General features: G+C 68.0%; 21 protein-coding genes. 20 read left to right on the plus strand and 1 reads right to left on the minus strand.

Annotation, left to right across the window (positions count from 1 at the left end; translation table 11 throughout):
• Positions 1-127: 127 nt before the first annotated feature.
• From GV792_RS17810 to GV792_RS17895, 18 genes are all read left to right on the plus strand, one after another.
• Positions 128-1,714 (plus strand): UDP-N-acetylmuramoyl-L-alanyl-D-glutamate--2,6-diaminopimelate ligase, encoded by a 1,587-nt coding sequence (locus tag GV792_RS17810; protein ID WP_163825247.1) that lies wholly within the window; start codon positions 128-130, stop codon positions 1,712-1,714.
• The gene (locus tag GV792_RS17815) at positions 1,711-3,225 is read left to right on the plus strand and encodes a UDP-N-acetylmuramoyl-tripeptide--D-alanyl-D-alanine ligase (protein ID WP_163825248.1); all 1,515 of its coding nucleotides are present in this window, start codon (positions 1,711-1,713) and stop codon (positions 3,223-3,225) included. The genes GV792_RS17810 and GV792_RS17815 overlap by 4 nt, the downstream gene beginning before the upstream one ends.
• A complete protein-coding gene (gene mraY, locus GV792_RS17820) occupies positions 3,222-4,298 on the plus strand; it encodes a phospho-N-acetylmuramoyl-pentapeptide-transferase (RefSeq protein WP_014350122.1) in 1,077 nt (358 codons plus the stop codon). The genes GV792_RS17815 and mraY overlap by 4 nt, the downstream gene beginning before the upstream one ends.
• Positions 4,299-4,347: 49 nt before the next feature.
• Positions 4,348-5,790, plus strand: coding sequence for a UDP-N-acetylmuramoyl-L-alanine--D-glutamate ligase (gene murD, locus GV792_RS17825; RefSeq protein ID WP_163825293.1), 1,443 nt, complete (start codon positions 4,348-4,350; stop codon positions 5,788-5,790).
• Positions 5,787-7,253: a putative lipid II flippase FtsW gene (gene ftsW, locus GV792_RS17830; protein ID WP_163825249.1), complete on the plus strand. Its 1,467-nt coding sequence runs from the start codon at positions 5,787-5,789 to the stop codon at positions 7,251-7,253. Before murD ends, ftsW begins: the two co-directional genes overlap by 4 nt.
• 125 nt (positions 7,254-7,378) lie before the next feature.
• A complete protein-coding gene (murG, locus tag GV792_RS17835; RefSeq protein ID WP_375154359.1) occupies positions 7,379-8,425 on the plus strand; it encodes an undecaprenyldiphospho-muramoylpentapeptide beta-N-acetylglucosaminyltransferase in 1,047 nt (348 codons plus the stop codon).
• Positions 8,422-9,924: a UDP-N-acetylmuramate--L-alanine ligase gene (murC, locus tag GV792_RS17840; RefSeq protein WP_163825250.1), complete on the plus strand. Its 1,503-nt coding sequence runs from the start codon at positions 8,422-8,424 to the stop codon at positions 9,922-9,924. The genes murG and murC overlap by 4 nt, the downstream gene beginning before the upstream one ends.
• Positions 9,925-9,930: 6 nt before the next feature.
• On the plus strand, positions 9,931-10,623 hold the full coding sequence (locus GV792_RS17845; RefSeq protein WP_163825251.1) for a cell division protein FtsQ/DivIB: 693 nt from the start codon (positions 9,931-9,933) through the stop codon (positions 10,621-10,623).
• 364 nt (positions 10,624-10,987) lie between these two features.
• The gene (ftsZ, locus tag GV792_RS17850) at positions 10,988-12,232 is read left to right on the plus strand and encodes a cell division protein FtsZ (protein WP_163825252.1); all 1,245 of its coding nucleotides are present in this window, start codon (positions 10,988-10,990) and stop codon (positions 12,230-12,232) included.
• A 59-nt stretch (positions 12,233-12,291) separates the two neighbouring features.
• Positions 12,292-13,029 (plus strand): peptidoglycan editing factor PgeF, encoded by a 738-nt coding sequence (gene pgeF / locus GV792_RS17855; RefSeq protein ID WP_163825253.1) that lies wholly within the window; start codon positions 12,292-12,294, stop codon positions 13,027-13,029.
• Between the two features lie 5 nt (positions 13,030-13,034).
• Positions 13,035-13,772: a YggS family pyridoxal phosphate-dependent enzyme gene (locus tag GV792_RS17860; RefSeq protein WP_163825254.1), complete on the plus strand. Its 738-nt coding sequence runs from the start codon at positions 13,035-13,037 to the stop codon at positions 13,770-13,772.
• A gap of 108 nt (positions 13,773-13,880) precedes the next feature.
• Positions 13,881-14,030 carry a hypothetical protein gene (locus tag GV792_RS17865; protein WP_163825255.1) on the plus strand — a complete coding sequence of 50 codons (150 nt, stop codon included), beginning with the start codon at positions 13,881-13,883 and terminating at the stop codon, positions 14,028-14,030.
• Positions 14,031-14,106: 76 nt separating this feature from the next.
• On the plus strand, positions 14,107-14,871 hold the full coding sequence (locus tag GV792_RS17870) for a cell division protein SepF (protein WP_163825256.1): 765 nt from the start codon (positions 14,107-14,109) through the stop codon (positions 14,869-14,871).
• An 89-nt stretch (positions 14,872-14,960) separates the two neighbouring features.
• A complete protein-coding gene (locus tag GV792_RS17875) occupies positions 14,961-15,263 on the plus strand; it encodes a YggT family protein (RefSeq protein ID WP_163825257.1) in 303 nt (100 codons plus the stop codon).
• A 69-nt stretch (positions 15,264-15,332) separates the two neighbouring features.
• The gene (wag31, locus tag GV792_RS17880; protein ID WP_163825258.1) at positions 15,333-16,181 is read left to right on the plus strand and encodes a DivIVA-like cell division protein Wag31; all 849 of its coding nucleotides are present in this window, start codon (positions 15,333-15,335) and stop codon (positions 16,179-16,181) included.
• 48 nt (positions 16,182-16,229) lie between these two features.
• On the plus strand, positions 16,230-16,430 hold the full coding sequence (locus GV792_RS17885) for a hypothetical protein (protein WP_163825259.1): 201 nt from the start codon (positions 16,230-16,232) through the stop codon (positions 16,428-16,430).
• Positions 16,431-16,760: 330 nt separating this feature from the next.
• Entirely contained in the window at positions 16,761-19,910 is a 3,150-nt protein-coding gene (gene ileS / locus GV792_RS17890) for an isoleucine--tRNA ligase (protein WP_163825260.1), read from the plus strand.
• A gap of 416 nt (positions 19,911-20,326) precedes the next feature.
• Positions 20,327-20,866 (plus strand): NlpC/P60 family protein, encoded by a 540-nt coding sequence (locus GV792_RS17895; protein ID WP_163825261.1) that lies wholly within the window; start codon positions 20,327-20,329, stop codon positions 20,864-20,866.
• Positions 20,867-20,948: 82 nt separating this feature from the next.
• On the opposite strand, the gene GV792_RS17900 is transcribed toward GV792_RS17895, so the two are convergent.
• Positions 20,949-21,824 (minus strand): UTP--glucose-1-phosphate uridylyltransferase, encoded by an 876-nt coding sequence (locus GV792_RS17900; protein ID WP_163825262.1) that lies wholly within the window; start codon positions 21,822-21,824, stop codon positions 20,949-20,951.
• A gap of 531 nt (positions 21,825-22,355) precedes the next feature.
• On the opposite strand from GV792_RS17900, the gene GV792_RS17905 reads away from it, so the two are divergent.
• Both GV792_RS17905 and GV792_RS17910 read left to right on the plus strand, forming a co-directional pair.
• On the plus strand, positions 22,356-23,768 hold the full coding sequence (locus GV792_RS17905) for a DNA polymerase IV (protein WP_163825295.1): 1,413 nt from the start codon (positions 22,356-22,358) through the stop codon (positions 23,766-23,768).
• A gap of 117 nt (positions 23,769-23,885) precedes the next feature.
• Positions 23,886-24,395 carry a hypothetical protein gene (locus GV792_RS17910; RefSeq protein WP_163825263.1) on the plus strand — a complete coding sequence of 170 codons (510 nt, stop codon included), beginning with the start codon at positions 23,886-23,888 and terminating at the stop codon, positions 24,393-24,395.
• Positions 24,396-24,577: the final 182 nt, after the last annotated feature.

Here is a 24,577-nt window from a genome sequence, read left to right on the forward strand (position 1 = left end):
ATCGCACGGTGGGTCGTCACGAGTGCGGCGGACCCGAATCCGTGAACCGCGTTGCCTGCCCTGAAGTGGGCGTCGGTAACCTGACTCGTCGTCGGTGTATGCACCATAAATCGCAGAGAGGAACCTTGTGCCCGCGCAGTCCAGCCAGCACGCGCTACGACCGGCCGAGCCGAAGTCGTCGCCGCTGTCCGACCTGCTGGATCTGACCGGCGCCGAGCCGTGCTCGGACCTGCCGTCGGGTGTGGTGATCACCGGTATCGAACAGCGTTCCGATGCTGTCGTCCCTGGTGATCTCTTCGCCGCTCTGCCGGGGTCTCGGGCCCACGGTGCACGGTTCGCCCGTGCCGCCGTCGACCGCGGCGCGGTGGCCGTGTTCACCGACGCTGAAGGCGCTGAGCTCGCCGGTGAGCTCGGCGTGCCGGTACTGGTGCGGGAACGTCCGCGCGAGGTGCTCGGCGAGCTGTCGGCGGCGATCTACGGCCATCCGTCGGATCGGCTCCGCATCGTCGGCATCACCGGAACCTCCGGCAAGACCACCACCTCCTATCTGGTGGAGGCGGGATTGGCCGCCGCCGGGTTGTCCACGGCGCTGGTCGGCACCATCGAGACCCGGATCGGCGGTCGCCGGGTGCCGAGCGCGCTTACCACACCGGAAGCCCCGCAGCTGCACGCGATGTTCGCGCTGATGGTCGAGCAGGGGGTGGATGCGGTGGTGATGGAGGTGTCCAGTCACGCGCTGGCGTTGGGCCGGGTCGACGGCGTGCGTTTCGCGGTGGGTGCGTTCACCAATCTGTCCCAGGACCACCTGGATTTCCACGCCGATTTCGAGGACTACTTCGCGGCCAAGCGCAGGCTGTTCGAGCCGCAGTCGCCGGTGGCCGCGCGCACCAAGGTGATCTGCATCGATGACGAATGGGGCAGGCGCCTGGCCGACGGGCTGGCCGACCCGGTCACCGTCGCCACGACCGGTCCGGCCGATTGGCAGCTGTCCGGCACAGTGCGCACCCATGGCGGCGAACAGGACTTCACCGCGGCCGGTCCGCACGGCGAAACCGATGTGCGGCTGCGTCTTCCGGGCCGCTACAACGTCGCCAACGGCCTGCTGGCGGTGGCGGTGTGTGTAGCCGCGGGCGTCGACGCGGCCGTTGCCGGGCCCGCGCTGGCCACCGTCGATGTACCGGGCCGCATGCAGCGCGTGGAACGCGGCCAGGACTTCCTCGCGCTGGTCGACTACGCGCACAAGCCCGCGGCGGTGGAGTCGGTCATCGCCACCCTGCGCGCCCATCTCACCGAATCCGCCACAGGCGGCAGGCTCGCGGTGGTGGTCGGCGCGGGCGGCGACCGTGACGCGGGCAAGCGTGCACTGATGGGAGCGGCCGGAGCGCGCGGAGCGGACCTACTGATCATTACCGATGACAATCCGCGCACCGAGGACCCGGCGGCCATCCGTGCCGCCCTGCGCGAAGGCGCGCTCGGTGTGGCGGAATCCGACCGCGGCGAGATCCGCGAGATCGGCGACCGGGCCGCGGCCATCAACGCGGCGGTGGCCTGGGCCCGCACCGGTGACGTGGTGCTGGTCGCGGGCAAGGGACACGAGGCAGGGCAGGAGATCCACGGGGTGAAGCACCCGTTCGACGACCGCGAGGTACTCGCGGCGGCGATACAGCAGCGAAGTCCGCAGAGTTCGGACGCGGAGGACTTGACGGTTTCATGATCGAGATGACACTGCGGGATATCGCGGACGTCGTCGGCGGCACGCTGCACGACGTCGCGGACCCGGAGGCGAAGGTGACCGGTTCGGTCGAATTCGATTCGCGCCGTATCGGTTCCGGAGATATTTTCCTCGCCCTGCCCGGCGAGCGCGCCGACGGCCACGATTACGCGGCGGTAGCGGTCGAGGCCGGTGCCGTCGCGGTGTTGGCAGCGCGTCCGGTGGGTGTGCCCGCGATCGTGGTCGCGCCGAGTCCCGGTACCGTGCCCGCGAATTCGGCGGTGGTGGCCAATGATCCCGACGGTTCGGGTGCCGCGGTGCTGTCGGCGCTGGCGAAGCTGGCGCGCGCCAGCGTCGAAGGTCTGGTCGCGGCAGGCGGTTTGACCGTCGTCGGCGTGACCGGATCCTCCGGCAAGACCTCCACCAAGGATCTGCTCGCCGCGGTGCTCGCGCCGCTCGGTCCGGTGGTGGCGCCGCCCGGCTCGTTCAACAACGAACTGGGACATCCGTGGACGGCGTTGCGTGCCGATGCCACGACCAAGTTCCTGGTATTGGAGCTGTCGGCTCGCGGGCCCGGGCATATCGCCGCGCTCACCGAGATCGCACCGCCGAACATCGGCGTCGTGCTCAACGTCGGCACCGCGCATCTCGGCGAGTTCGGTAGCCGTGAGGCCATCGCGCAGACCAAGGGCGAACTGGTCGAAGCACTACCGTCGACCGGCCTCGCGGTGCTCAACGCCGACGATTCGCAGGTAGCCGCGATGTCGGCGCGTACATCGGCGCGGGTCGTCATGGTGGGGCAGGCCGAGCGTGCCGATATCCGCGCGACCGACGTGATGCTCGATGACGAGGCCAAAGCACAGTTCACGCTGCACACCCTGGCGGGCAGCGCGCAGGTGCGCCTGTCGGTGCACGGCGAACACCAGGTCGGCAATGCTCTCTCCGCGGTGGCCGTCGCCCAGGAATGCGGCGCCGACCTCGACACCATCGTTGCCGCACTGTCGGGCGCACGCGCGGCCTCGGCCCGCAGGATGGATGTGCGGACCACCGCCGACGGCGTCACCGTTGTCAACGACTCGTACAACGCCAACCCTGATTCGGTGCGCGCCGCGCTCAAGGCGCTGGTCACCATGTCCAAGGCAGGTGACACCCCGCGCCGCAGCTGGGCGGTGCTCGGTGAGATGGCCGAACTCGGCGAGGAATCGGTGATCGAACACGACGCCATCGGACGGCTCGCGGTCCGCCTGGATGTGGACCGGCTCATCGTGGTCGGTACCGGGCGGCCCTCCCGGGCGATGCACCAGGGTGCGGTGATGGAAGGCTCATGGGGCGAGGAATCGGTCCTCGTTCCCGATATCGGTGCGGCGATCGCGCTGCTCGACGATGCGGTCGAGCCGGGTGATGTGGTGCTGGTCAAGGCATCGCAGTCGGTCGGCCTATGGGCCGTCGCCGAACATCTGACCGGTGACACCCGGCCGGATGGACGCAGGGGTAGCGCGGAGGCAGTGCGATGAGACAGATTCTGTTCGCGGCGGGGATCGCGCTTGCGGTGTCGATTCTGTTGACGCCGCTGTTGATCAAGATGTTCGCCAAGCAGGGCTTCGGCCAGGAGATCCGGGTCGACGGCCCGGCCAGCCATCAGGCCAAGCGCGGTACGCCGACCATGGGTGGCGTCGCCATCATCATCGGTATGTGGGCCGGTTACCTCGGTTCGCACCTGATCGGTATCGGTTACGACGCCGAAGGTCCGTCGGCGTCGGCGCTGCTGGTGCTCGGGCTGGCGACCGCACTCGGCGCGGTCGGCTTCGTCGACGACTTCATCAAGATCCGCAAAGGCCGCAATCTCGGCCTGACGGCCGCGGGCAAGTACATCGGTCAGCTCACCGCCGCGGTGGTGTTCGGCGTGCTGGCCCTGCAGTTCCGCGGCGACAGCGGGCTGACCCCGGCCAGTAGGCATCTGTCCTATGTCCGCGACATCACCACGGTGTCGATGGGCGTGATCGTGTTCCTTGCCTTCGTCTGCCTGCTGGTGGTGGCCTGGTCGAACGCGGTGAACCTCACCGATGGCCTCGACGGTCTCGCCGCCGGATCGATGAGCCTGGTGCTCGGCGGCTACGTGATCATCACGTTCTGGCAGTACTACCACGCCTGCGAGACCAAGCCGGAGACCGGTTGCTACAACGTGCGTGACCCGCTGGATCTGGCTCTGGTGTGCGCCGCGGGCGCCGCCGCGTGCATGGGCTTCCTGTGGTGGAACGCGGCACCGGCCAAGATCTTCATGGGCGATACCGGGTCGCTGGCACTGGGTGGTCTGCTCGCGGGCCTGTCCATCACGACCCGCACCGAGCTGCTGATGGTGGTCATCGGCGCGCTGTTCGTCGCCGAGGCGGCGTCGGTGGTGCTGCAGGTCGCGGTGTTCCGCACCACGCGCAACCGCTTGTTCAAGATGGCGCCGTTCCATCATCACTTCGAGCTGAGTAAATGGGCCGAAACGACGGTGATCATCCGGTTCTGGCTGCTGGCCGCGATGGCCTCCGCGGTCGGACTCGGCCTGTTCTACAGCGAATATCTTTCCGCGGTCGGGTGAGCTGATTATGGTCGAACATTCTCCGCGGGCCCTGCGCTCGCCGGGTCCCATGCTCGAATTCCTGCGTGGCCGTGAGGTGCTCGTGGCCGGCTGGGGTGTGTCCGGGCGTTCGCTGATCGAGCCGCTCCAGGACATCGGCGCCAAGCCGGTCGTCACCGACGGCGGCGCCAAGGCCTTGACCGAGGCCGCCGAACTTGGCCTCGAGGTCGCCACCACCGCCGAACTCGAACACACCGACTGGAGTCGTTTCGCGCTGGTGATCACCAGCCCGGGCTGGCGCCCGGACTCGCCGGTGCTTGTCGCTGCGGTGTCGGAAGGTATCCCGGTCTGGGGTGATGTGGAGTTCGCCTGGTGGGTCGATCAGGCCCGCATCTACGGCGAAGTCCGCAAATGGCTGGTAGTGACCGGCACCAACGGCAAAACCACCACCACCTCGATGGTGCACTCCATCCTGCGTGCCGCGGGCATTGCCAGCGTGGCCTGCGGCAATATCGGGCTGCCGATCCTGGACGCGCTGCGCCGCAATCCGGGCCCGCAGGTGCTCGCGGTGGAACTGTCGTCGTTCCAGCTGCATTGGGCGCCGTCGGTGCGGCCGGAAGCCGGTGTGGTGCTCAATGTCGCCGAGGATCACCTCGACTGGCACGGCGGACTCGACGCCTACGCCGCCGCGAAAGCGCGTGCGCTGGTCGGCCGGGTCGGTGTGGTCGGCCTGGACGATCCGGTAGCCGCTTCGCTGGCCCGCAAGTCCAAGGCCAAACGCACCGTCGGTTTCCGGATCGGTGTCCCCGCCGACGGTGAATTGGGTGTCGTCGACGGCAAATTGCTCGATCGCGCGTTCACCAAGGCGGCGATCCTCGCCGAAACCAAGGAAATCAGCCCGCCCGGACCGGCCGGTGTCGCCGACGCCCTCGCCGCGGCCGCGCTGACCAGGGCCATCGATGTGGCGCCGCAGTTCGTGCGTGAGGGCCTTGTCGAGCACAAGGTTGGCCCGCATCGGGCGGCGTTCGTGCGCGAACTGGGCGGCGTCGAATTCATCGACGACTCCAAGGCGACCAACCCGCACGCTGCGCGATCGTCGATCCTGGCGCATCCGCATGTGGTGTGGGTGGCAGGCGGTCAGCTCAAGGGCGCCGGCGTCGAGGACCTCCTCGAGGAGGTCGCCGACCGGCTCGTCGCCGCCGTGCTGATCGGTACCGATGCCGAAGTCATCGCGGCCGCATTGGCGCGACACGCGCCCGAAGTCCCCGTGGTCGAGCTGGCCTCGGGAGACTATGCAGGCATGGGTGACGATGATTCGGGCAGAGCCGGCGCCGATGAGGTGATGGCGCAGGCCGTGCGCGCGGCGGCCGGATTGGCCCGTCACGGCGACACCGTGCTGCTCGCGCCTGCCGCAGCCTCACTGGACATGTTCGCCGACTACACCCATCGTGGCCGTAGCTTCGCCGCCGCGGTGCACACCCTGGAGGACGGGGACATCGGGCGGCGGTTGTGACCCCGGCGCGGGCGCCACGGCCGGGGACTCGGTTCGGCGTCTGGCTGGCGCGCCCGCTGGCGTCGTTCCACCTGGTCGTCACCATCGCCACCCTGCTCACCGTGCTCGGGCTGGTGATGGTGCTGTCCGCGTCGAGTGTGGAGGCCTACGCCGACGGCGGTTCGGCGTATTCGCTGTTCGTGCAGCAGGCGATCTACGCCGCTCTCGGTGCGGTGCTGTTCTATCTGGCGTTGCGGATACCGCTGCGGCGGCTTCGCCAGTTGTCGTTTCCGCTGTTCGCGCTGTCGGTGGTCGGGCTGGTGCTTGTGCTGATCCCCGGAATCGGTTCGCGGGTCAACGGCGCGCGACGCTGGATCGACCTGGGTGTGTTCTCGATTCAGCCGTCCGAGATCGTCAAGGTGACGCTGGTGGTGTGGGGTGCGCATCTGCTCGCCTCACGCCGCTCCGAGCACGCCTCCCTCAAGGACATCCTGGTGCCGCTGGTGCCCGCGGGCCTGCTGGTGTGTCTGCTGATCGTGTTGCAGCCCAACCTGTCCACCACCATCGCGGTCGGCATCGTGCTCGCGGCGCTGCTGTGGTTCGGCGGACTGCCGGTGCGGCTGTTCGTGACGATCGCGATCTCCGGTGTGATCGCGGCAGCGGTGCTCGCGTTGTCGGCCGGCTACCGCTCCGACCGGATGCGCGCCTTCTTCAACCCCGGCGACGACCCGCAGGGCGCCAACTATCAGGCCATGCAGGCGAAGTTCTCCCTCGCCGACGGCGGTATCTGGGGCCGAGGTCTCGGGCAGAGCCGCGCCAAATGGAACTATCTGCCCAACTCCCACAACGACTTCATCTTCGCCATCATCGGTGAGGAACTCGGCTTCCTCGGCTGCGCGCTGGTGCTCGGGCTTTTCGCGCTGTTCGTCTACACCGGACTGCGCATCGCCGTCCGTTCCGCCGATCCGTTCCTTCGACTGCTGACCGCGACGGCGACCACCTGGATCACCGGACAGGCATTGATCAATATCGGCTACGTCGTCGGGCTGCTCCCGGTGACCGGTCTGCAGCTGCCGCTGGTGTCGGCGGGAGGCTCCTCGTTGGCGATCACCCTGCTGATGTTCGGCATCATCGCCAACGCCGCTCGTCACGAACCCGAGGCTGTCGCGGCCTTGCATGCGGGCCAGGACGGCCGATTCAGTAGATTGCTACGACTGCCCAAACCGGAGGTGTACGCACCGGCCAAGGCCGAGGCGGCCCGCGCCCGGTCGGCGGCCCGCGGCAAGCCGGGGCAGCGCGGTGGACAGCCGCCCGCACGCAAGCCACGCTCAGGTGGGCAGCGCTCGGGCTCGGGCAGGCAAGGCACAGCCGAACCGCGCCGCCGGTCGGCGCAGAGCCGGGGCACCAGCTCGGCGCGCGCGACCCGCGCCTGGGAACCGAACTATCCGGTCACACATGCGAGAGAACGAGGAAGATCCAGGTGAGTGCAAGCCAGTCCGCGAACGAGAACTCCGCAGTGAGCGGGGCGAGCAGCACCGCGGGCGCGAAGGGATCGGCACTCTCGGTGATCGTGGCGGGCGGTGGCACCGCCGGGCATATCGAACCGGCCATGGCTGTCGCCGACGCCCTGCGCCGCCTGGATCCGTCGATTCGGGTGACCGCGCTCGGCACCGAGCGCGGACTCGAGACCACGCTGGTGCCCGACCGCGGCTATCCGCTGGAACTCATCCCGCCGGTTCCGCTGCCACGTAAGCCAAGTGCCGATCTGCTCCGTCTGCCCGGCCGGGTACGGGCCTCGGTGGCCAAGGCGCGTGCCGTGATCGACGCCGTCGACGCCGACGTGATCATCGGTTTCGGCGGCTACGTCGCACTCCCGGCGTACCTGGCCGCCGGCCGCGGTGCGCTGCGGCGTCGGCGATCGGTGCCGGTGGTGGTGCACGAGGCCAATGCCAAGGCAGGTATCGCGAACAAGGTCGGCGCGCGGGTGGCCGCGCGGGTGCTGGCCGCGGTGCCGGATTCCGGGCTGCCAGGCGCCGAGGTCATCGGTATCCCGGTCCGCTCGGCCATCACCTCACTCGACCGTGCCGCGCTGCGCGCGCAGGCCCGCGAACACTTCGGCCTGCCCGCCGACGGCCCGGTGCTGCTGGTATTCGGCGGCTCCCAGGGCGCGCGCACCCTCAACGACGCGGTCTCCGGTGCGGCGAAGGAACTAGCCACGGCCGGTATCCCGGTGCTGCACGCGCACGGCCCCAAGAACACCCTCGACCTGCCGCCGGGCACGTCGTCGGCACCCTATGTCGCCGTGCCGTATCTTTCCCGGATGGATCTGGCATACGCCGCCGCCGACGCGGTGGTGTGCCGCTCCGGTGCGATGACGGTCGCGGAGGTGTCCGCTGTCGGGCTGCCCGCGGTGTACGTTCCGCTGCCACACGGCAACGGTGAGCAGGAGCTCAACGCCAGGCCCGTCGTCGCCGCGGGTGGTGGCAGAATTGTGGCCGACTCCGCGCTGACGCCGACCTACGTGATCGATGAGGTGATCCCCCTGCTCATGGACCCCGCACGGCTGACCGAGATGGGCCGCGCCGCCGCAGGCGCCGGACACCGTGACGCCGCCGACGAGGTTGCCCGCATCGCCCTCCGGGTGGCGGGCCGATGACCGGGGATCCGAGCACCGACGCGCGGTCGGCGTTGCCGCCCTCGCTCGAGCGCGTGCACATGGTTGGCATCGGCGGAGCGGGCATGTCCGGGATCGCGCGCATCCTGCTCTCGCGCGGTGGCGCGGTGTCCGGCTCCGACGCCAAGGAGAGCCGCGGTGTACTCGCCCTGCGCGCTCGCGGCGCCCAGGTGCGGATCGGCCACGACGCCAGTGCGCTCGACCTGCTGCCCGGCGGCCCGACCGTCGTCGTCACCACCTACGCGGCCATTCCCAAAACCAACCCCGAACTTGTAGAAGCGAATCGGCGCGACATCCCGGTGCTGCTGCGCCCGGCCGTGCTCGCCTCGCTGATGAGCGGTCACCGCACGCTGCTGGTCTCGGGCACTCACGGCAAGACCTCCACGACGTCGATGCTGATCGTGGCGTTGCAGCACTGCGGACTCGATCCGTCCTTCGCCGTCGGCGGAGAACTCAACGAGGCCGGCACCAACGCCCACCACGGCAGCGGCGACATCTTCGTCGCCGAGGCCGACGAGAGCGATGGCTCGCTGCTGCAATACGACCCCGACGTCGCCGTGGTCACCAATATCGAATCCGACCACCTCGACTACTTCGGCTCTGACGAGGCCTACACCCAGGTCTTCGACGATTTCGCCGACCGCCTCGCCCCCGGCGGGCTGCTGGTGGTGTGCCTGGACGATCCGGGTTCGCTGGCGCTGGCAGGCCGGATCGGCGACCGGCTGGCGGACAAGGGCGTCCGGGTACTCGGCTACGGCTCCGGCGATCTCAGGGACGCTCCCGTGCCGGTCGGTGTCCGGTTGCACAGCTGGGAACCCCGCGACGTCGGCGGGCTGGCGCAATTCCAGCTCGAGGGCGAGGCCGCGCCACGCACCCTGCGGATGTCGGTGCCGGGCAGGCATATGGCACTCAACGCGTTGGCCGCACTGCTCGCCGCACGCGCGGCCGGCGCCGACATCGACGAGATCATCCAGGGCCTGGAGGGATTCGGCGGCGTGCATCGCCGGTTCCAGTTCGTCGGGCGCGAGAACGGCGTTCGGGTCTTCGACGACTACGCCCACCATCCGACCGAGGTGCGTGCGGTGCTCGGTGCCGCGGCGGCCCTGGTCGAGCAGGAAGCCGCCGATGGTGCGCGCTCGCGTCGCGGCCGGGTGATCGTGGTGTTCCAGCCGCACCTCTACAGCCGCACGGCCACTTTCGCCGGTGAGTTCGGCGCCGCGCTCGGCCTGGCCGACGAAGTGGTGGTGCTCGACGTCTTTGGGGCACGCGAGGAGCCGCTGCCCGGCGTCAACGGCGCGCTGGTGGCCCAGTCGGTCACCAAACCGGTGCACTACCAACCCGATATGTCCCGGGTGGGACGGCAGGTCGCCGGTCTGGCGCTGCCCGGCGACGTGGTCATCACCATGGGTGCGGGCGATGTGACCATGCTCGGCACCCAGATCCTCGACGGACTACGCGCGCGTCCGCAGTTCGGGCGGTGAGCGCGGGTGCGATCCGGAGCCGAGCTGTTCGGTGCGCGTCGGTGGCGCCGGATCCGGCTGTGGGGATTGCCCGCGGTGTGCCTGCTGGTGACGCTGTTCGTGGCGGCCTGGTTCACGCCGTTGCTGTCGGTGCGCACGGTGGAGGTCGATGGCTTGTCCGCGGTGCCGGAGGACCGGGTGCGGGAGTTACTCGAGATTCCGCAGGGCCAGTCGATGCTGCGCATCGATACCGCCGCGATGGCCTCGCGGGTGGCGGGCATTCCAAAGGTGCAATCGGTGCGGGTGCAGCGCTCGTTCCCGTCGACGGTGCGGGTGACGGTCATCGAGCGCACGCCGGTGTTGTTCTATACCAGCGAGCGGGGCGCCCATCTGCTGGATGCCGAGAGCGTCGAGTACGCGATCGAACCGCCGCCCATCGGCGTGCCGGAACTGAAGGCCGAACATCCCGGCGGTGCCGACCCGTCGACCCAGGCCGCGGTCGCGGTCATGGCGGCGCTGCCCCAGGTGCTGAGTTCGCAGGTGGGCGAGGTTGCGGTGCGGTCGATTTCGGATATTTCGCTGAGACTGCGCGATGGCCGCACGGTAGTGTGGGGCGGGGCGGACGACGCCGAGCGCAAGGTTGCGGTAGTGCAGCCGCTGCTGACTCGTCCCGGAACGGTGTTCGACGTGTCGAGCCCGAACCTGGTGACGGTAAAATGATCTACGAACACCGAACTCGGCGCGATACCGCTTGTGTCCGGCGAGTTTTCGGTGAGGATTCCGGAGGCATCCCAGTAACGGGATTCCCGCCGGGGGGCAACCGACCACGATACGACGTCCGGCGTGTCGGCACGAGCGGGATCACACAAGATTCTGATTCTCGTCTCGGCGCGCCTGCGCGCGGATCGCGTCGGCTGCGAATAGCGTTCGGCACCAGTCGGATACTTGACATAACGCCAACCCTATGGTTGAGGTTTAGGGTTTGCTCGAATCGCGGACCGCTGGGAGACACGGCCCGGCCGATGCGGATCGATGCCGAGCATCCGAAAACGACAGGCTTTGGATCGAAGGAAGGCGAGAGCCCATGACGCCCCCGCACAACTACCTTGCAGTGATCAAGGTCGTCGGTATCGGCGGCGGCGGCGTGAACGCCGTCAACCGGATGATCGAACAGGGACTCAAGGGAGTCGAGTTCATCGCGGTCAACACCGACGCCCAGGCGCTGCTGATGAGTGATGCCGACGTCAAGCTCGACGTCGGCCGCGAACTCACGCGCGGCCTCGGAGCCGGCGCCGATCCCGAGGTCGGCCGCAAGGCCGCCGAGGATCACAAGGACGAGATCGAAGAGGTGCTCAAGGGCGCCGACATGGTCTTCGTCACCGCGGGCGAGGGCGGCGGCACCGGCACCGGTGGCGCCCCGGTCGTCGCCAGCATCGCGCGCAAGCTCGGTGCGCTGACCATCGGTGTGGTCACCCGCCCGTTCTCGTTCGAGGGCAAGCGGCGCGGCAACCAGGCCGAGGTCGGCATCAATATGCTGCGCGAGTCCTGCGACACGCTGATCGTCATCCCGAACGACCGGCTGCTGCAGCTGGGCGATGCGGCGGTGAGCCTGATGGACGCCTTCCGCTCCGCCGACGAGGTGCTGCTCAACGGTGTTCAGGGCATTACCGACCTGATCACCACCCCTGGTCTGATCAACGTCGACTTCGCCGACGTCAAGAGCGTTATGTCCGGGGCGGGTAGCGCGCTCATGGGGATCGGCTCCTCGCGCGGTGAAGGCCGATCGGTGAAGGCGGCCGAAGCGGCGATCAACTCGCCACTGCTGGAAGCATCAATGGACGGCGCACACGGCGTGCTGCTCTCGATCGCGGGTGGATCCGATCTGGGTCTGTTCGAGATCAACGAGGCGGCCTCGCTGGTGCAGGAAGCCGCCCATATCGAGGCCAACATCATCTTCGGTACCGTCATCGACGATTCGCTCGGCGACGAAGTGCGCGTCACCGTCATCGCGGCGGGCTTCGACGGCGGCGGGCCGGCCAGGCGCACCTTCGATGCGGCGACCACCCGCGGCACCATCGGCTCGGGTCGAGCCGGCGAGATCGGACAGAGTCGTGCGAGTGAGGTGAGCGCGCGCCCAGCGGAGACCACCTCGACCGCGTCTGCCAGCAGCGTGAGCCGGGGCCCGGCGCCCAGCTACCGCGATGTCGAACGGCCGCGTCCGGCAGCCGATCCGATCGCTTCGCACACCAGCCGCTCGCATACCCCGCCGCCCGACACCGGCGACGATGACGACGACGATGTCGACGTCCCGTCGTTCATGCGGCGTTGACCACATCCGGCACCCTGCGCTGACCCGGGTGTGAGCCGGAGCCGACTACTCTCGTCGGCATGACATCGGTTTCGGTTCGCACTGTCCGGCGGGTGGTGACGACGCGGGCCGGAGGCTTCTCCGCCGCGCCCTACGACTCGTTCAACCTCGGCGACCATGTCGGTGACAATCCGGAGGCCGTGCGGCGCAATCGTGAGCGCCTGGCCGAGACCATCGGCCTGCCGCCGCGGCGGCTGGTCTGGATGGAACAGATCCACAGTCGCACCGTCGAGATCGTCGACGGACCGCGCGACGAACCGGTGCCCGCGACCGACGCGCTGGTCACTACCGTGCCGGGACTGGCGCTGGTGGTGGTCACTGCCGATTGCGTGCCGATCCTGCTCTCCGATGACGAGGCCGGGGTGATCGCCGCCGTGCATGCCGGACGTATCGGTGCCCGGATCGGCATCGTGCCCCGCGTCCTCGATGCCATGGTGTCGGTCGGCGCCCGCATCGACCACATCGGCGCTTTCCTCGGACCGGCGGCCAGCGGGCGTCAGTACGAGGTGCCCGCCGAGATGCGCGCCGATGTGGAACGGCATCTACCCGGCAGCGCGACCACCACCGAGCGTGGCACACCTGGACTCGACCTACGGGCCGGGCTGCGTCGTCAACTCACTACCGCAGGCGTCGGCGCCGTCGCCGTCGACCCGCGCTGCACGATCGAGGACAAAACATTGTTCAGCCACCGCCGTGGCGCGCCGACCGGCCGACTCGGTGGGGCGATCTGGATGGAGGAAGGGGAACCGCCCGCGTGAGCCCGATGAGCACTGCTCAGACCCTCGACCGCCGCACCACCGAACTGGCCGCCAATCTGGCCGGACTGCTCGACCGCATCGACGCCGCCTGCGCCGCGGTGGGTCGTGATCCGGCGACCGTGCGCCTGCTACCGGTGACCAAGTTCTTCCCGGCCGCGGACGTGGAGATCCTTTATAGCCTCGGGCGTCGAGAGTTCGGTGAATCACGTGAGCAGGAGGCCGCCGCAAAGGTGGCCGAACTCACCTCGCACCCAGATGTGCGCTGGCACATGATCGGTCGGCTGCAGCGCAACAAGGCCAAGGCCGTGGCGCGGTGGGCGCATGCGGTGCACTCGGTGGACAGCGAACGGCTGGCAACGGCCCTTGACGTCGGGGCCGCCGCCGCGCTCGACGCGGGGGAGCGCACTACGCCGCTGGAGATCCTCATCCAGGTCAGCCTGGACGAGGACCCGGCGCGCGGCGGTGTTGCGCCGGATGCCGTTGCGGCACTTGCCGATCAGATCGCGCAGGCGCCTGCGCTGCGGCTGTCCGGCCTGATGGCGGTGCCGCCGCTGACTGTCGAACCGGCCGCTGCCTTCGCACGTCTGGCAGCCGTACACGCCGAGCTGACCGAAGCTCACCCAGGCGCGTCGGAATTGTCCGCCGGAATGTCGGGAGATCTGGAATCGGCGATCGAATACGGATCCACGTGTGTGCGTGTCGGTACCGCCCTCATGGGCGCTCGACCGATAACCTCGGCGTAGCAAAGAAACCTCATCAGTCACATTCGACACATATGCTGGGACCGACGAGGGGCTGAGCAAGACTTCAACACCCGGTGCCTCACCGGGGCCGAAGGAAGGTCGACCAGGATGAGCGAGCGAAGTGAGCGAGCGATACACACCGCCACCATCGTGGTCACGGCGGAGTCGAGTGTCGGCAAGGGGGAGGAAATGAGCGAGCGTGGGACCAGGGCCGTCGTGGCCATGCCCGAGGCGAGCGTTAGCGAGGTGGAAGCATGAGCGAGCGGAGCGAGCGAGCAATAGACACTGCTACGAGAGTGCTCGTGCTGGAGCCGAGCGTTAGCGAGGTGGAAGCATGAGTACTCTGCACAAGTTCAAGGCTTACTTCGGCATGGTTCCACTCGAGGATTACGAAGACGACTACGTCGACGATCGTGGCCCTCGGCCCATGGACGAGCGCGGCTCGCGGCGGCCCCGTGAATACTCCGAACGTCCCGGCTACGGCACCGACCGCTACGCCGACGACCGCTACGACGACGCCGAGTTCGAAGAGCCGGCCTACAAGTCGCCGTACCAGGCCGGCTACCCGGCCGCGCGCCGCGACGACTACACGCCCGACAGCTACGGCGAGGATCGCTACGAGGCGCCGCGCCGCCCCACGCGCATCGACGCCGCAGGCGCCGGCCGGTTCCGTGCGGGCGGCAGCGCGCCGATGATGCGTGGCGCCACCCGTGGTGCGCTCGCCGTCGACCCCGAGGCCGAGGAACGGCGACTGGAAGAGCGGATGCGTCCCGACCCGGTCGCCGCCCGCCGTCCTGCGATCTTCGAGGACGGAGGTCCCTTGTCCAAGATCACGACGCTGCGCCCGCGTGACTACAGCGAGGCCCGGATCATCGGCGAGCGGTTCCGCGAGGGCAACCCGGTGATCATGGACCTGGTCGATCTGAGCAATGCCGATGCGAAACGGCTGGTCGACTTCGCCGCAGGCCTGGCATTCGCGCTGCGCGGCTCGTTCGACAAGGTCGCGACCAAGGTGTTCCTGCTCTCACCTGCCGATGTCGACGTATCGGCCGAGGAACGCCGCCGGATCGCCGAAACAGGCTTCTACAACCAGAAATAGGACGATGAACCGGGGGGAGAGTCGGATGCGGGTCGAACTGGGCGGCGCGGTCATTTTGCGCGACGCCGATTTTGCGGCAGAGTGAGGTCGTGGCCTTGTTCGCGGTGCTGTACTTCGTGCTGTTCATCTTCTGGCTGTTGCTCATCAGCCGGGTGATCGTCGAGTTCATCCGTAGCTTTGCCCGTGACTGGCGCCCCAGTGGCATCGTGGTCATCATCCTGGAGGTGATCTTCACGATCACCGACCCTCCGGTGAAACTCCTGAGGCGGTTGATCCCACCGGTGTCATTGGGGGGAATTCGGCTCGATCTGTCGATAATGGTCCTGCTATTCATCGTCTTCATCCTGATGTCGATCGTGAGCAGGCTCGGGCAGCCGGTAGCCCCGGTGTGACAGAATGGGCCGAGGACACAGCTCGCCAGATCTGCTAGATCTCCAAAAGACGCGTGAAGGGATCCTTCCATGCCGCTGACCCCAGCCGATGTGCACAACGTCGCGTTCAGCAAACCGCCGATCGGGAAGCGCGGCTACAACGAAGACGAGGTAGACGCCTTCCTGGATCTTGTGGAGCAGGAGCTCTCTCGCCTGATCGAGGAGAACGCGGATCTGCGCCAGCGGGTTGCCGAGCTCGATTCCGAGCTGGCCGATGCGAAGAAGAATCGCGGTAACGCGGCGGTTGCCACCGCGAAACAGCCGGTCCAGCAGGCACCTCCGCCAGAACCGGTGAAACCGCCGGTGCCGGCGGCGCCGCCGGCACCGATTGCTGCGCCTGCGCCGGCTGCCAAGGATCCCGCGGGTGCGGACTCGAACCTGCAGGCCGCCAAGGTGCTCAGCCTCGCCCAGGAGATGGCCGATCGCCTCACCAGTGACGCCAAGAGCGAGTCCGAGAGTTTGCTGTCGAATGCGCGGGCAAATTCCGAGCGACTCGTCGGCGATGCCCGCACCCGGTCCGAGGCGATGATCGCCGACGCCCGTCAGAAGTCGGACGCGATGCTGTCGGACGCCCAGACCCGCTCGGACAACCAGCTGCGGCAGGCCAAGGAGAAGGCCGACGCCCTGCAGGCCGACGCCGAGCGCAAGCACACCGAGATCATGGCGACCATCACCCAGCAGCGCAGTGTGCTGGAGAGCCGGATCGAGCAGCTCAAGACCTTCGAGCGCGAGTACCGCGTGCGACTGAAGTCCTATCTGGAATCGCAGCTCGAGGAGCTGGAGAACCGCGGTTCCGCGGTGCCTGTCGACGGCGGCGAGGCCTTCGACACCGCTTCGAACAACCTCGCGCCCGCGTCGTTCGCCAAGGGTGGCAAATAGCCACACCTCAGACGCAGTCGGGCCGCCTGGCATCCCCTGGGGGTCACCATGCTCGTCTTGACGCTTGTCCTCGCCGCGATCGGCTTCGCCCTGCTGGTAGCAGCACTGACCACCGGTTCGGTGGTCTGGGCGTGGGGCTGCATCGTGGTGTGTGTGGTCGGTGCTGTGTTGTTGCTGGTGAGCGCATTGTCGATGCGTAAACCCGAAAGCGACGACCGGCCCCCGCAGGGTAGGCATGCCAAGCGCTGAGCGTTTGCCGGTTCGTCTGACCGCCGCCTCGTCGCGGCACCCGAAATACTGGTTTGACCGAACTGGTTAGAATCAAACATGAATACGGCGTCGATCCGGCCATCACCGGGGAGTCTTCGGAAGAACGGTGTGTCCGCCCTGGTAGGGGCCATGGCACGCTCATTAGAACCGAACGGGAGAGCCCGTCACAGCTCGTGACGAGAGGTCCGGCGCCGGTTGGGCGCCAGGACAAGCGGGGTGGTACCGCGGTTGCGGCGCATCGGGCGCCGGAGTCGTCCCCGTGCCGAGGAGATTGCGCTACGGCGCACGGGCACGAGGAGACGCACCGCGATGGCGGACGAGACTTCCAGTAGCAGCGCATATCCCCGCGTCGACCTCGGCGCCGGGCCGGGTGCATCGTTCCCGGACCTGGAACGCGCCGTGCTCGACGCCTGGGCCGCCGACGACACCTTCCGTGCCAGCATCGACAACCGTGCGCAGGAAGGCACTTCGGGCGACGACGAGTTCGTCTTCTACGACGGGCCACCGTTTGCCAACGGTCTGCCACATTACGGTCATTTGCTCACCGGATATGTGAAGGATCTGATCCCGCGTTTCCAGACGATGCGCGGTAAGCGCGTCGATAGGCGATTCGGCTGGGACTGTCATGGACTTCCCGCGGAAATCGAAGCGGAAAAGCAGCTCGGTATCACGGACAAATCACAGATCGACGCCATGGGACTCGCGGAATTCAATGCCGCGTGTAAAACGTCGGTACTTCGATATACCGGGGAATGGCGTGACTATGTCACCCGCCAGGCCCGCTGGGTCGACTTCGACAACGACTACAAGACCCTCGATCTCGACTTCATGGAGTCGGTCATGTGGGCGTTCAAGTCCCTCTACGACAAGGGCTTGATCTACCAGGGTTTCCGGGTGCTGCCCTACAGCTGGTACGAGCAGACTCCGTTGTCGAACCAGGAGACCCGCCTCGACGACGCTTACAAGATGCGCCAGGACCCGGCCGTCACCGTGGACATGGCGCTGAAGGTGCCAGCCGAGCATCCACTGCACGGGCTCGACGGCGCCAACGCCCTGATCTGGACCACGACGCCGTGGACGCTGCCGTCGAACCTTGCCGTCGCCGTGCACCCCGATGTGCGCTACGTGCATCTGCGGGTGGCCGACGGCAAGCGCTATCTGCTCGCCGCCGAACGGGTCTCGCACTACACGCGCGAGTTCGGTGAGGAGCCGGAGGTGCTCGCGGAGTACGACGGCGCCGCACTGGTCGGGCTGTCCTACGAGCCGCCGTTCGATTTCTTCCTCGGCCATCCGAACGCGCACCGGGTGCTCTCGGCCGACTATGTCACCACCGACTCGGGTACCGGCGTGGTGCACCTGGCGCCCGCGTTCGGTGAGGAGGACATGGATGTCGCCTCGGCCAATGGCATCCAGATCGTGCAGCCACTGGATCCGGGTGGCAAGTTCACCTCGATGGTGCCGCCGTACGAGGGCCTGATGGTCTTCGACGCCAACCCGGTGATCATCAAGGATCTCAAGGCGGCGGGAAAACTGCTGCGGCACGAGACCATCGAGCACTCCTACCCGCACAGCTGGCGTTCGGGTCAGCCGCTGATCTACATGGCGGTGCCGTCCTGGTTCGTGGCGGTCACCCAGTTCCGTGACCGGATGGTCGAGCTGAACAAGCAGATCACCTGGGTGCCCGAGCACATCCGCGACGGTCAGTTCGGTAAGTGGCTCGAAGGTGCGCGCGACTGGAACATCAGCCGGAACCGGTACTGGGGCAGCCCGATCCCGGTGTGGGTCTCCGATGATCCGGCCTATCCGCGCCTGGACGTCTACGGTTCGCTCGACGAGCTCGAACGTGACTTCGGCGTGCGCCCGACCGATCTGCACCGGCCGATGATCGATGATCTCACCCGCCCGAACCCGGACGACCCGACCGGCAAGTCGACCATGCGCCGGGTGCCCGAGGTGCTCGACTGCTGGTTCGAGTCGGGATCGATGCCCTACGCCCAGGTGCACTACCCGTTCGAGAACAAGGACTGGTTCGACAGCCACTTCCCCGGCGACTTCATCGTCGAGTACAACGGCCAGACCCGCGGCTGGTTCTACACGCTGCATGTGCTGTCCACCGCGCTGTTCGACAGCCCGGCGTTCAAAACCGTTGCCGCGCACGGAATCGTGCTCGGTGACGACGGGCTGAAGATGAGCAAGTCCAAGGGCAACTACCCGGACGTGAAGGAGGTGTTCGACCGCGACGGCTCCGATGCGATGCGCTGGTTCCTGATGAGCTCGCCGATCCTGCGTGGCGGCAACCTCATCGTCACCGAGCGCGGTATCCGCGAGGGTGTGAGCCATGCGCTGCGCCCCCTGTGGAACGCGTGGACGTTCCTGCAGCTGTACGCCTCGAAACCGGGTGTGTGGCGCACGGATTCGGCACATGTGCTCGATCGCTACATCCTGGCCAAGCTCGCCGCGACCAGGGATACGGTCACCGAGGCGCTCGACGCCTACGACATCGCGGGCGCGTGCGATGAGCTGCGCACCTTCGCCGATGCGCTGACCAACTGGTACGTGCGCCGGTCGCGGTCGCGGTTCTGGGAAGAGGATCGCGACGCGGTCGACACCCTGCACACCGTGCTGGAGGTGACCAGCAGGCTCGCAGCTCCGCTGCTGCCCTTGATCTCCGAGGTGATCTGGCGCGGGCTGACCGGTGGTCGCTCGGTGCACCTGACCGATTGGCCCGCCGCCGACGAGCTGCCGCACGATCCGGAGCTGGTGGCGGCGATGGATGAGGCGCGCACGGTGTGCTCGACGGTGCTGAGCCTGCGGAAGGCGCAGAACCTGCGGGTGCGGCTGCCGCTGGCGGAGGTGACCATCGCCGCGGGTGACGCCGAGCGGCTGGCACCCTACGCCGACATCATCGCCGACGAGGTGAACGTCAAGAAGGTGGATCTGACCACCGACGTCGCCGTGCACGGCCGCTTCGAGCTGGTCGTCAACGCCCGTGCCGCAGGCCCGCGCCTCGGTAAGGATGTGCAGACGGTGATCAAGGCGGTCAAGGCCGGCGAGTGGTCGGAGAACGCCGACGGCGTGGTGAGTGCGGCCGGGATCGAGCTCCTGCCGGAGGAGTACACCCAGCGCCTGGTGGCGGCCGAACCGGAGTCCACCGCGGCCCTGCCGGGCAATGCCGGTCTGGTGGTGCTGAACTCGGTGGTCACCGAGGAACTGGAGGCCGAGGGCTGGGCCCGCGACCTGATCCGCGATCTGCAGGAGACTCGCAAATCGCTCGGCCTCGAGGTGTCCGACCGGATCAGAGTGGTGCTCGAGGTGCCTGAGGACCGGCAGGCGTGGGCGCAGACTCATCGGGATCTGATCGCCGGCGAAATCCTGGCTACCGAGCTGACATTCGGTACCGCGGGCACTGGTGCCGCCGAACTGGTCGGCGGGGTCCGCGCGGAGGTCGCGAAGGTGTGAACTTGCCTGATGTGGGTGGCGGCGTGAACCGTCACCCACGCCGGGTCTCGCGTTGGCGGGCCTGCGGGCTGAGAGGTGGTTTGCGCTGGTCGGGTCCGGGGGTGAGTGTGGCGAATCGGGCGATACCGCGTTCGGATGCCGGCGCCGGATCGCTGCCGTGCCGGGCGCGGTGGGTCGGGTGGTCTGGCCGGCGACCTGCTCAACAGAGACGTGCCGCGGTATGAAAGTGATGTAAATCACACACTGAAGATTTGCTGAAGTCGAGGTGTGCCAATTTCCGGCGCGGCACAATCAGGGCTGTTGCTGCTGGGGCACATGATCCTGCTGGTGCCGCAGTGACTATCGGTACGGATTGTTCTACCTGATACGCGTCCCGGTGGGCGGCTCGTCGGCCGGGCCGACCGAAGGGCGAGCACGTGACGAGAACCCCGCTGCGCCGGATACTCACCGGACTCTGCTTCGCCGCCCTCGCGGCATGCCTCCTGACCGGGCCCGCCACGGCCGATACCGGAAGCTCCTCCGGTAGCGGCGACTCCGGGTCGTCCTCCGGTTCCGGATCGGGTTCCGGCTCCGGCAGTTCCAGCGGTTCGGCCGCACTGCCACTACCGAGCGCGGCCGGCCTCGGCGCGCTCGCCGCGGCCGTCACCCAAACCGGCAAACCCTACGAATGGGGCAGTGAAGGCCCCCATTCGTGGGACTGCTCGGCACTGGTCCAATGGGCATTCGGGCAGGTCGGGGTGCGGCTACCGCGCACGACCTGGGAACAGGCCGAGGTAGGCGCCAAGGTCCCGCGGTACGCGCTGTCGCCCGGCGATGTGGTGATCCTCAACGCCGATGCCTCGCACGTCGGGATCTACGCAGGGTTCGGTCAGATCTTCAACGCCTACGGACGCGGTGTCCCCGTGGGTCTGGCGCCGTTGAGTGAGTTCGAGATCTACAGCATCCGGCGCTTCTGATCACTCCGGAGGGCAAGGGCAAGGGCCGCCGAGGGAAACGTCCCCGGCGGCCGAGCCGTGCGCGATGTCGTGACGTGTGCGCTCAGTCGACGAGCTGGCGCAGCCGCGGGCCGTAGTCGGGATGTGCCAGCGCCGAAGCGAACTGGGCCACCAGGTAGTCGGCCGGATTGCCGGTGTCGTACCAGCGGCCCTGGATGACCTGTCCATAGACGGCGTGCGCCGTGGCGAAGGCGTTGATGGCGTCGGTGAGGTAGACCTCGCCGGTGCGATGGGTGTACCAGCGTTCGGTCTGCTGGCGCAGCTCCTCGATGATGCCGGGAGTCACCACGTACCCGCCGATCGCCGCGTACGCCGAGGGCGCGTCTTCCGGCTTCGGCTTCTCCATCAGCCCGGAAATGCGCAGCAGACCGTTGTCGAGGTCCTCATGCACCATCGGCACGCCGTAGCGCTGCGATTCGTTCGGATCCATCGGCATCAGCGCCAGCACCGGGCAGCCGGTGGTTTCGTAGGCGGTGATCAGCTGCTGGGCGCGCGGGACGTCGGCGACGAAGACGTCGTCGGGCCACAACACCAGCATGGGCTCGTCGCCGAGCGCGCGGGCGGCGTTGAGCACCGGGGTGCCGTTACCGTAGGGGCCGTGCTGGTCCAGGTAGGTGATGTGACCGGCCCGCGAGAGCTCGCCCACCTCCTCGACCGCGTCGGCATAGGCGGTCTTGCCATCGGCGCGCAACTGCGCCACCAGCGCCGGATTGGGCCGGAAGTGGTCCTGGATCAGCGATTTACCGCCGCTGACCACGATGGTGATATCGGTGATCCCGGAAGCGACCAGTTCGCGCACGGTGTGCTCGATCACCGGCTTGTCGCCGACCGGCAGCATCTCCTTGGGGATCGCCTTGGTCAGCGGTAGCAGGCGGGAACCGATACCGGCAGCGGGAATCACAGCCTTGCGGATCATCATGGACCGATCATCACATATCCCGGCCCACGACGAGTCCGATCCCCGGGCCGAATCGGCGGTTCCTCGGTGCTGGACCCGCTGGAATCAGGGCTGGTCACGAGCGGTTCCGCCGGAATTCAGGGCGATCAGGAATCCACAGTCAATCCACAGCGACGGATCGGCATCCGACCGGCGTCCCGGGGTTCCACACGTGATCCGGGGCAACCTGTCGGTGCTCGGGCGTAAATTCCCGGTCATGTGCGCCAGTCCGGGGACCGTCATCGAGCGCGGCACGTCACATCCGGGCGCGGGCCTGATCGGCGCTGGGCCGCCACGTGTCCGGGCTGACAGATCCACTGGGAACGTCGACCCGAACGTTGCCGCTCGGGTGTGGGCCGTCGCGGTCGGCGGACGGCCGGGGCGGGAGAGCGGCGCCGGGACCAGCCAACCGCTGGCGAAACGCTGGTGAGCGGTCAGCATCCGGTCGCATTCACCGACCCGGCGGCCGATCCGGGGGCGGTCACTTCCCGGCGGTGGGTATTGCACATCGACATGGACGCGTTCTTCGCCTCCTGTGAACAACTCACCCGGCCGACCTTGCGCGGCAGGCCGGTACTCGTCGGTGGTACCGGGGGGCGGGGAGTGGTCGCCGGAGCCAGCTATGAGGCGCGGGTGTACGGGGCGCGGTCGGCGATGCCGATGCATCAGGCCCGGCGGCTGGTCGGGGTGACGGCGGTGGTGGTGCCGCCACGCGGTGCGGTGTACGGGGTGATGAGCGGGCGGGTGTTCGACGCGCTGCGCAGCCGCATCCCGGTCCTGGAGACATTGTCGTTCGACGAGGCCTTCGGCGAACCCGAAGAACTGGCGGGTGCCTCGGTGACGCGGGTACGGGAGTTCTGTGCCGAGCTGCGGGCGCTGGTGCGTGAACGCACCGGGCTGGTCGCCTCGGTCGGTGCGGGTTCCGGCAAGCAGCTCGCCAAGATCGCCTCCGGCCTCGCCAAACCCGACGGCATCCGGGTGGTGTCGCCCGCCGAACAACAGCAGATGCTTGCCGCCCTGCCGGTACGCAAGCTGTGGGGGATCGGGCCGGTCGCCGATGCGAAATTGCGTTCGCTCGGTATCGAGACCGTCGGCGCGTTCGCGGCGCTCCCGGAGGCGGAGGCGGTGTCGATCCTCGGTTCCAGCATCGGCGCCGCGCTGCACCGACTGGCGCGCGGTATCGACGACCGGCCCGTCGCAGAACGGGCAGAGGCCAAACAGATCAGCGCCGAGACCACCTTCGAACACGACATCGTCACCCTGGACCGCTTGCGCCTGGCGATCGAGGACATGGCGGCGTCCGCGCATCGACGCCTCGGTCGTGACGGTCGCGCCGCCCGCACCGTGGTGCTCAAACTCAAGAAGTCCGACATGAGCATCGTCACCAGGTCCTTCACCCTGCCCTACGCCACCGAAGACCTCGCCACCCTCACCGCCGCCGCCCAACGTTCCGCCATCGACCCGCAGGAACTCGGCCCGATCCGTCTTGTCGGCGTCGGCTACGCGGGCCTGTCGGATGTGCGCCAGGAATCGCTGTTCCCCGAACTGGACCGGATGCCGGAGCTCGGAGCCGTCGGACGGGACGATGCGGTGGTTGTCGAGGAGCCCGCGTTCACCACGGTCACGGCCGCCGGACGCAATGGCTACCAGGGGTCGCCGCCGACTGCTGACGGGGGCGCGGTGTCGCCGGTCGGCGCGCCGCCCGGCTGGATGGACGAAACGGTGCCACCCGATGACCCCCTGCCATGGCAGCCCGGCACCGACGTGCGACATCCGGACTTCGGCCACGGCTGGGTACAGGGTGCGGGGCATGGACGAGTGACGGTGCGGTTCGAGACGCGCTCGACGGGTCCCGGCCCGGCGCGTACGTTCGCGGCAGAGGATCCCGGTCTGTCCCGGGCCGATCCGCTGTCGAGTCTGGACTGACGAGTGCTCGCCGGTCCGACCGACGGGTAGCCTTGGTACCTCGTGCAGCGTCGCCGGTCGGGCGGGGCTGCCATAGTGCCAACGACACAACCCCACTCGAACGCAAAGGACGAGCAGTTGAAGCTTCGTAAGACCGGACGCATCGCCATCGCGGGTCTGGCCATTGCCGCCGCGCTGACCATGACCGCGTGTGGTAGCGACGACAAGGATTCGGACAAGCCGGCCAAGTCGACCACCACCAGCCAGTCGACGACCGACGCTGCTGCGGCCGACCTGCCGCCGGTTCCCACCGCCGAGGAGCTGAACGCTCAGCTGCAGCGGGCGCTCGACCCGAACGTGCCGAACGAAGAGAAGCTGGACGGAATCCAGGGCGCCGAAGCAGATCCGAACCTGCCGGGCACGCTGACGCAGGCCTACCAGCAGTCCGGCGCCACCATCGAGGTCATCAGGGTGACCGCCCTTGGCGACACCGTGAGCGCCGACGCGAACTTCGTGATCAACGGTCAGGCGAACCCGGTCCAGGTGCCGTTCGTCGCCGAGGACGGCAAGTGGAAGGTCCAGCAGAAGTGGGCCTGCGACATGTTGGCGCTGGCCAACCTGCAGTCGGCGGCCTGCCCCGCCGCCTGACCGGGTCACCACCCGAGAACTCGAACAACGGCCGGTGCCCGATATGGGCACCGGCCGTTGTTCCGTCAGCGGCTCGATCTCCGTGACTCGACCGAACCCGCTGGTCTCCGTGCCGGCCGCCACCCCGATCGAGGCCGGGACCGACGCACAGCACTACCCGCTAGTATCGAGCTCCGTGGCTG

Source organism: Nocardia cyriacigeorgica (genome assembly GCF_010868145.1).
Classification (GTDB): domain Bacteria; phylum Actinomycetota; class Actinomycetes; order Mycobacteriales; family Mycobacteriaceae; genus Nocardia; species Nocardia cyriacigeorgica_D.

Bases quoted from the DNA above. Each gene is read 5' to 3' on its own strand.
- murC (WP_163825250.1), top strand. From the start codon at position 8,422: ATGACCGGGGATCCGAGCACCGACGCGCGGTCGGCGTTGCCGCCCTCG.
- wag31 (WP_163825258.1), top strand. From the start codon at position 15,333: ATGCCGCTGACCCCAGCCGATGTGCACAACGTCGCGTTCAGCAAACCG.
- GV792_RS17870 (WP_163825256.1), top strand. From the start codon at position 14,107: ATGAGTACTCTGCACAAGTTCAAGGCTTACTTCGGCATGGTTCCACTC.
- GV792_RS17885 (WP_163825259.1), top strand. From the start codon at position 16,230: ATGCTCGTCTTGACGCTTGTCCTCGCCGCGATCGGCTTCGCCCTGCTG.
- murD (WP_163825293.1), top strand. From the start codon at position 4,348: ATGCTCGAATTCCTGCGTGGCCGTGAGGTGCTCGTGGCCGGCTGGGGT.
- mraY (WP_014350122.1), top strand. From the start codon at position 3,222: ATGAGACAGATTCTGTTCGCGGCGGGGATCGCGCTTGCGGTGTCGATT.
- GV792_RS17905 (WP_163825295.1), top strand. From the start codon at position 22,356: ATGGACGCGTTCTTCGCCTCCTGTGAACAACTCACCCGGCCGACCTTG.
- ileS (WP_163825260.1), top strand. From the start codon at position 16,761: ATGGCGGACGAGACTTCCAGTAGCAGCGCATATCCCCGCGTCGACCTC.
- GV792_RS17860 (WP_163825254.1), top strand. From the start codon at position 13,035: ATGAGCACTGCTCAGACCCTCGACCGCCGCACCACCGAACTGGCCGCC.
- pgeF (WP_163825253.1), top strand. From the start codon at position 12,292: ATGACATCGGTTTCGGTTCGCACTGTCCGGCGGGTGGTGACGACGCGG.
- GV792_RS17815 (WP_163825248.1), top strand. From the start codon at position 1,711: ATGATCGAGATGACACTGCGGGATATCGCGGACGTCGTCGGCGGCACG.
- GV792_RS17865 (WP_163825255.1), top strand. From the start codon at position 13,881: ATGAGCGAGCGAAGTGAGCGAGCGATACACACCGCCACCATCGTGGTC.
- murG (WP_375154359.1), top strand. From the start codon at position 7,379: ATGGCTGTCGCCGACGCCCTGCGCCGCCTGGATCCGTCGATTCGGGTG.
- GV792_RS17900 (WP_163825262.1), bottom strand. From the start codon at position 21,824: ATGATGATCCGCAAGGCTGTGATTCCCGCTGCCGGTATCGGTTCCCGC.
- ftsZ (WP_163825252.1), top strand. From the start codon at position 10,988: ATGACGCCCCCGCACAACTACCTTGCAGTGATCAAGGTCGTCGGTATC.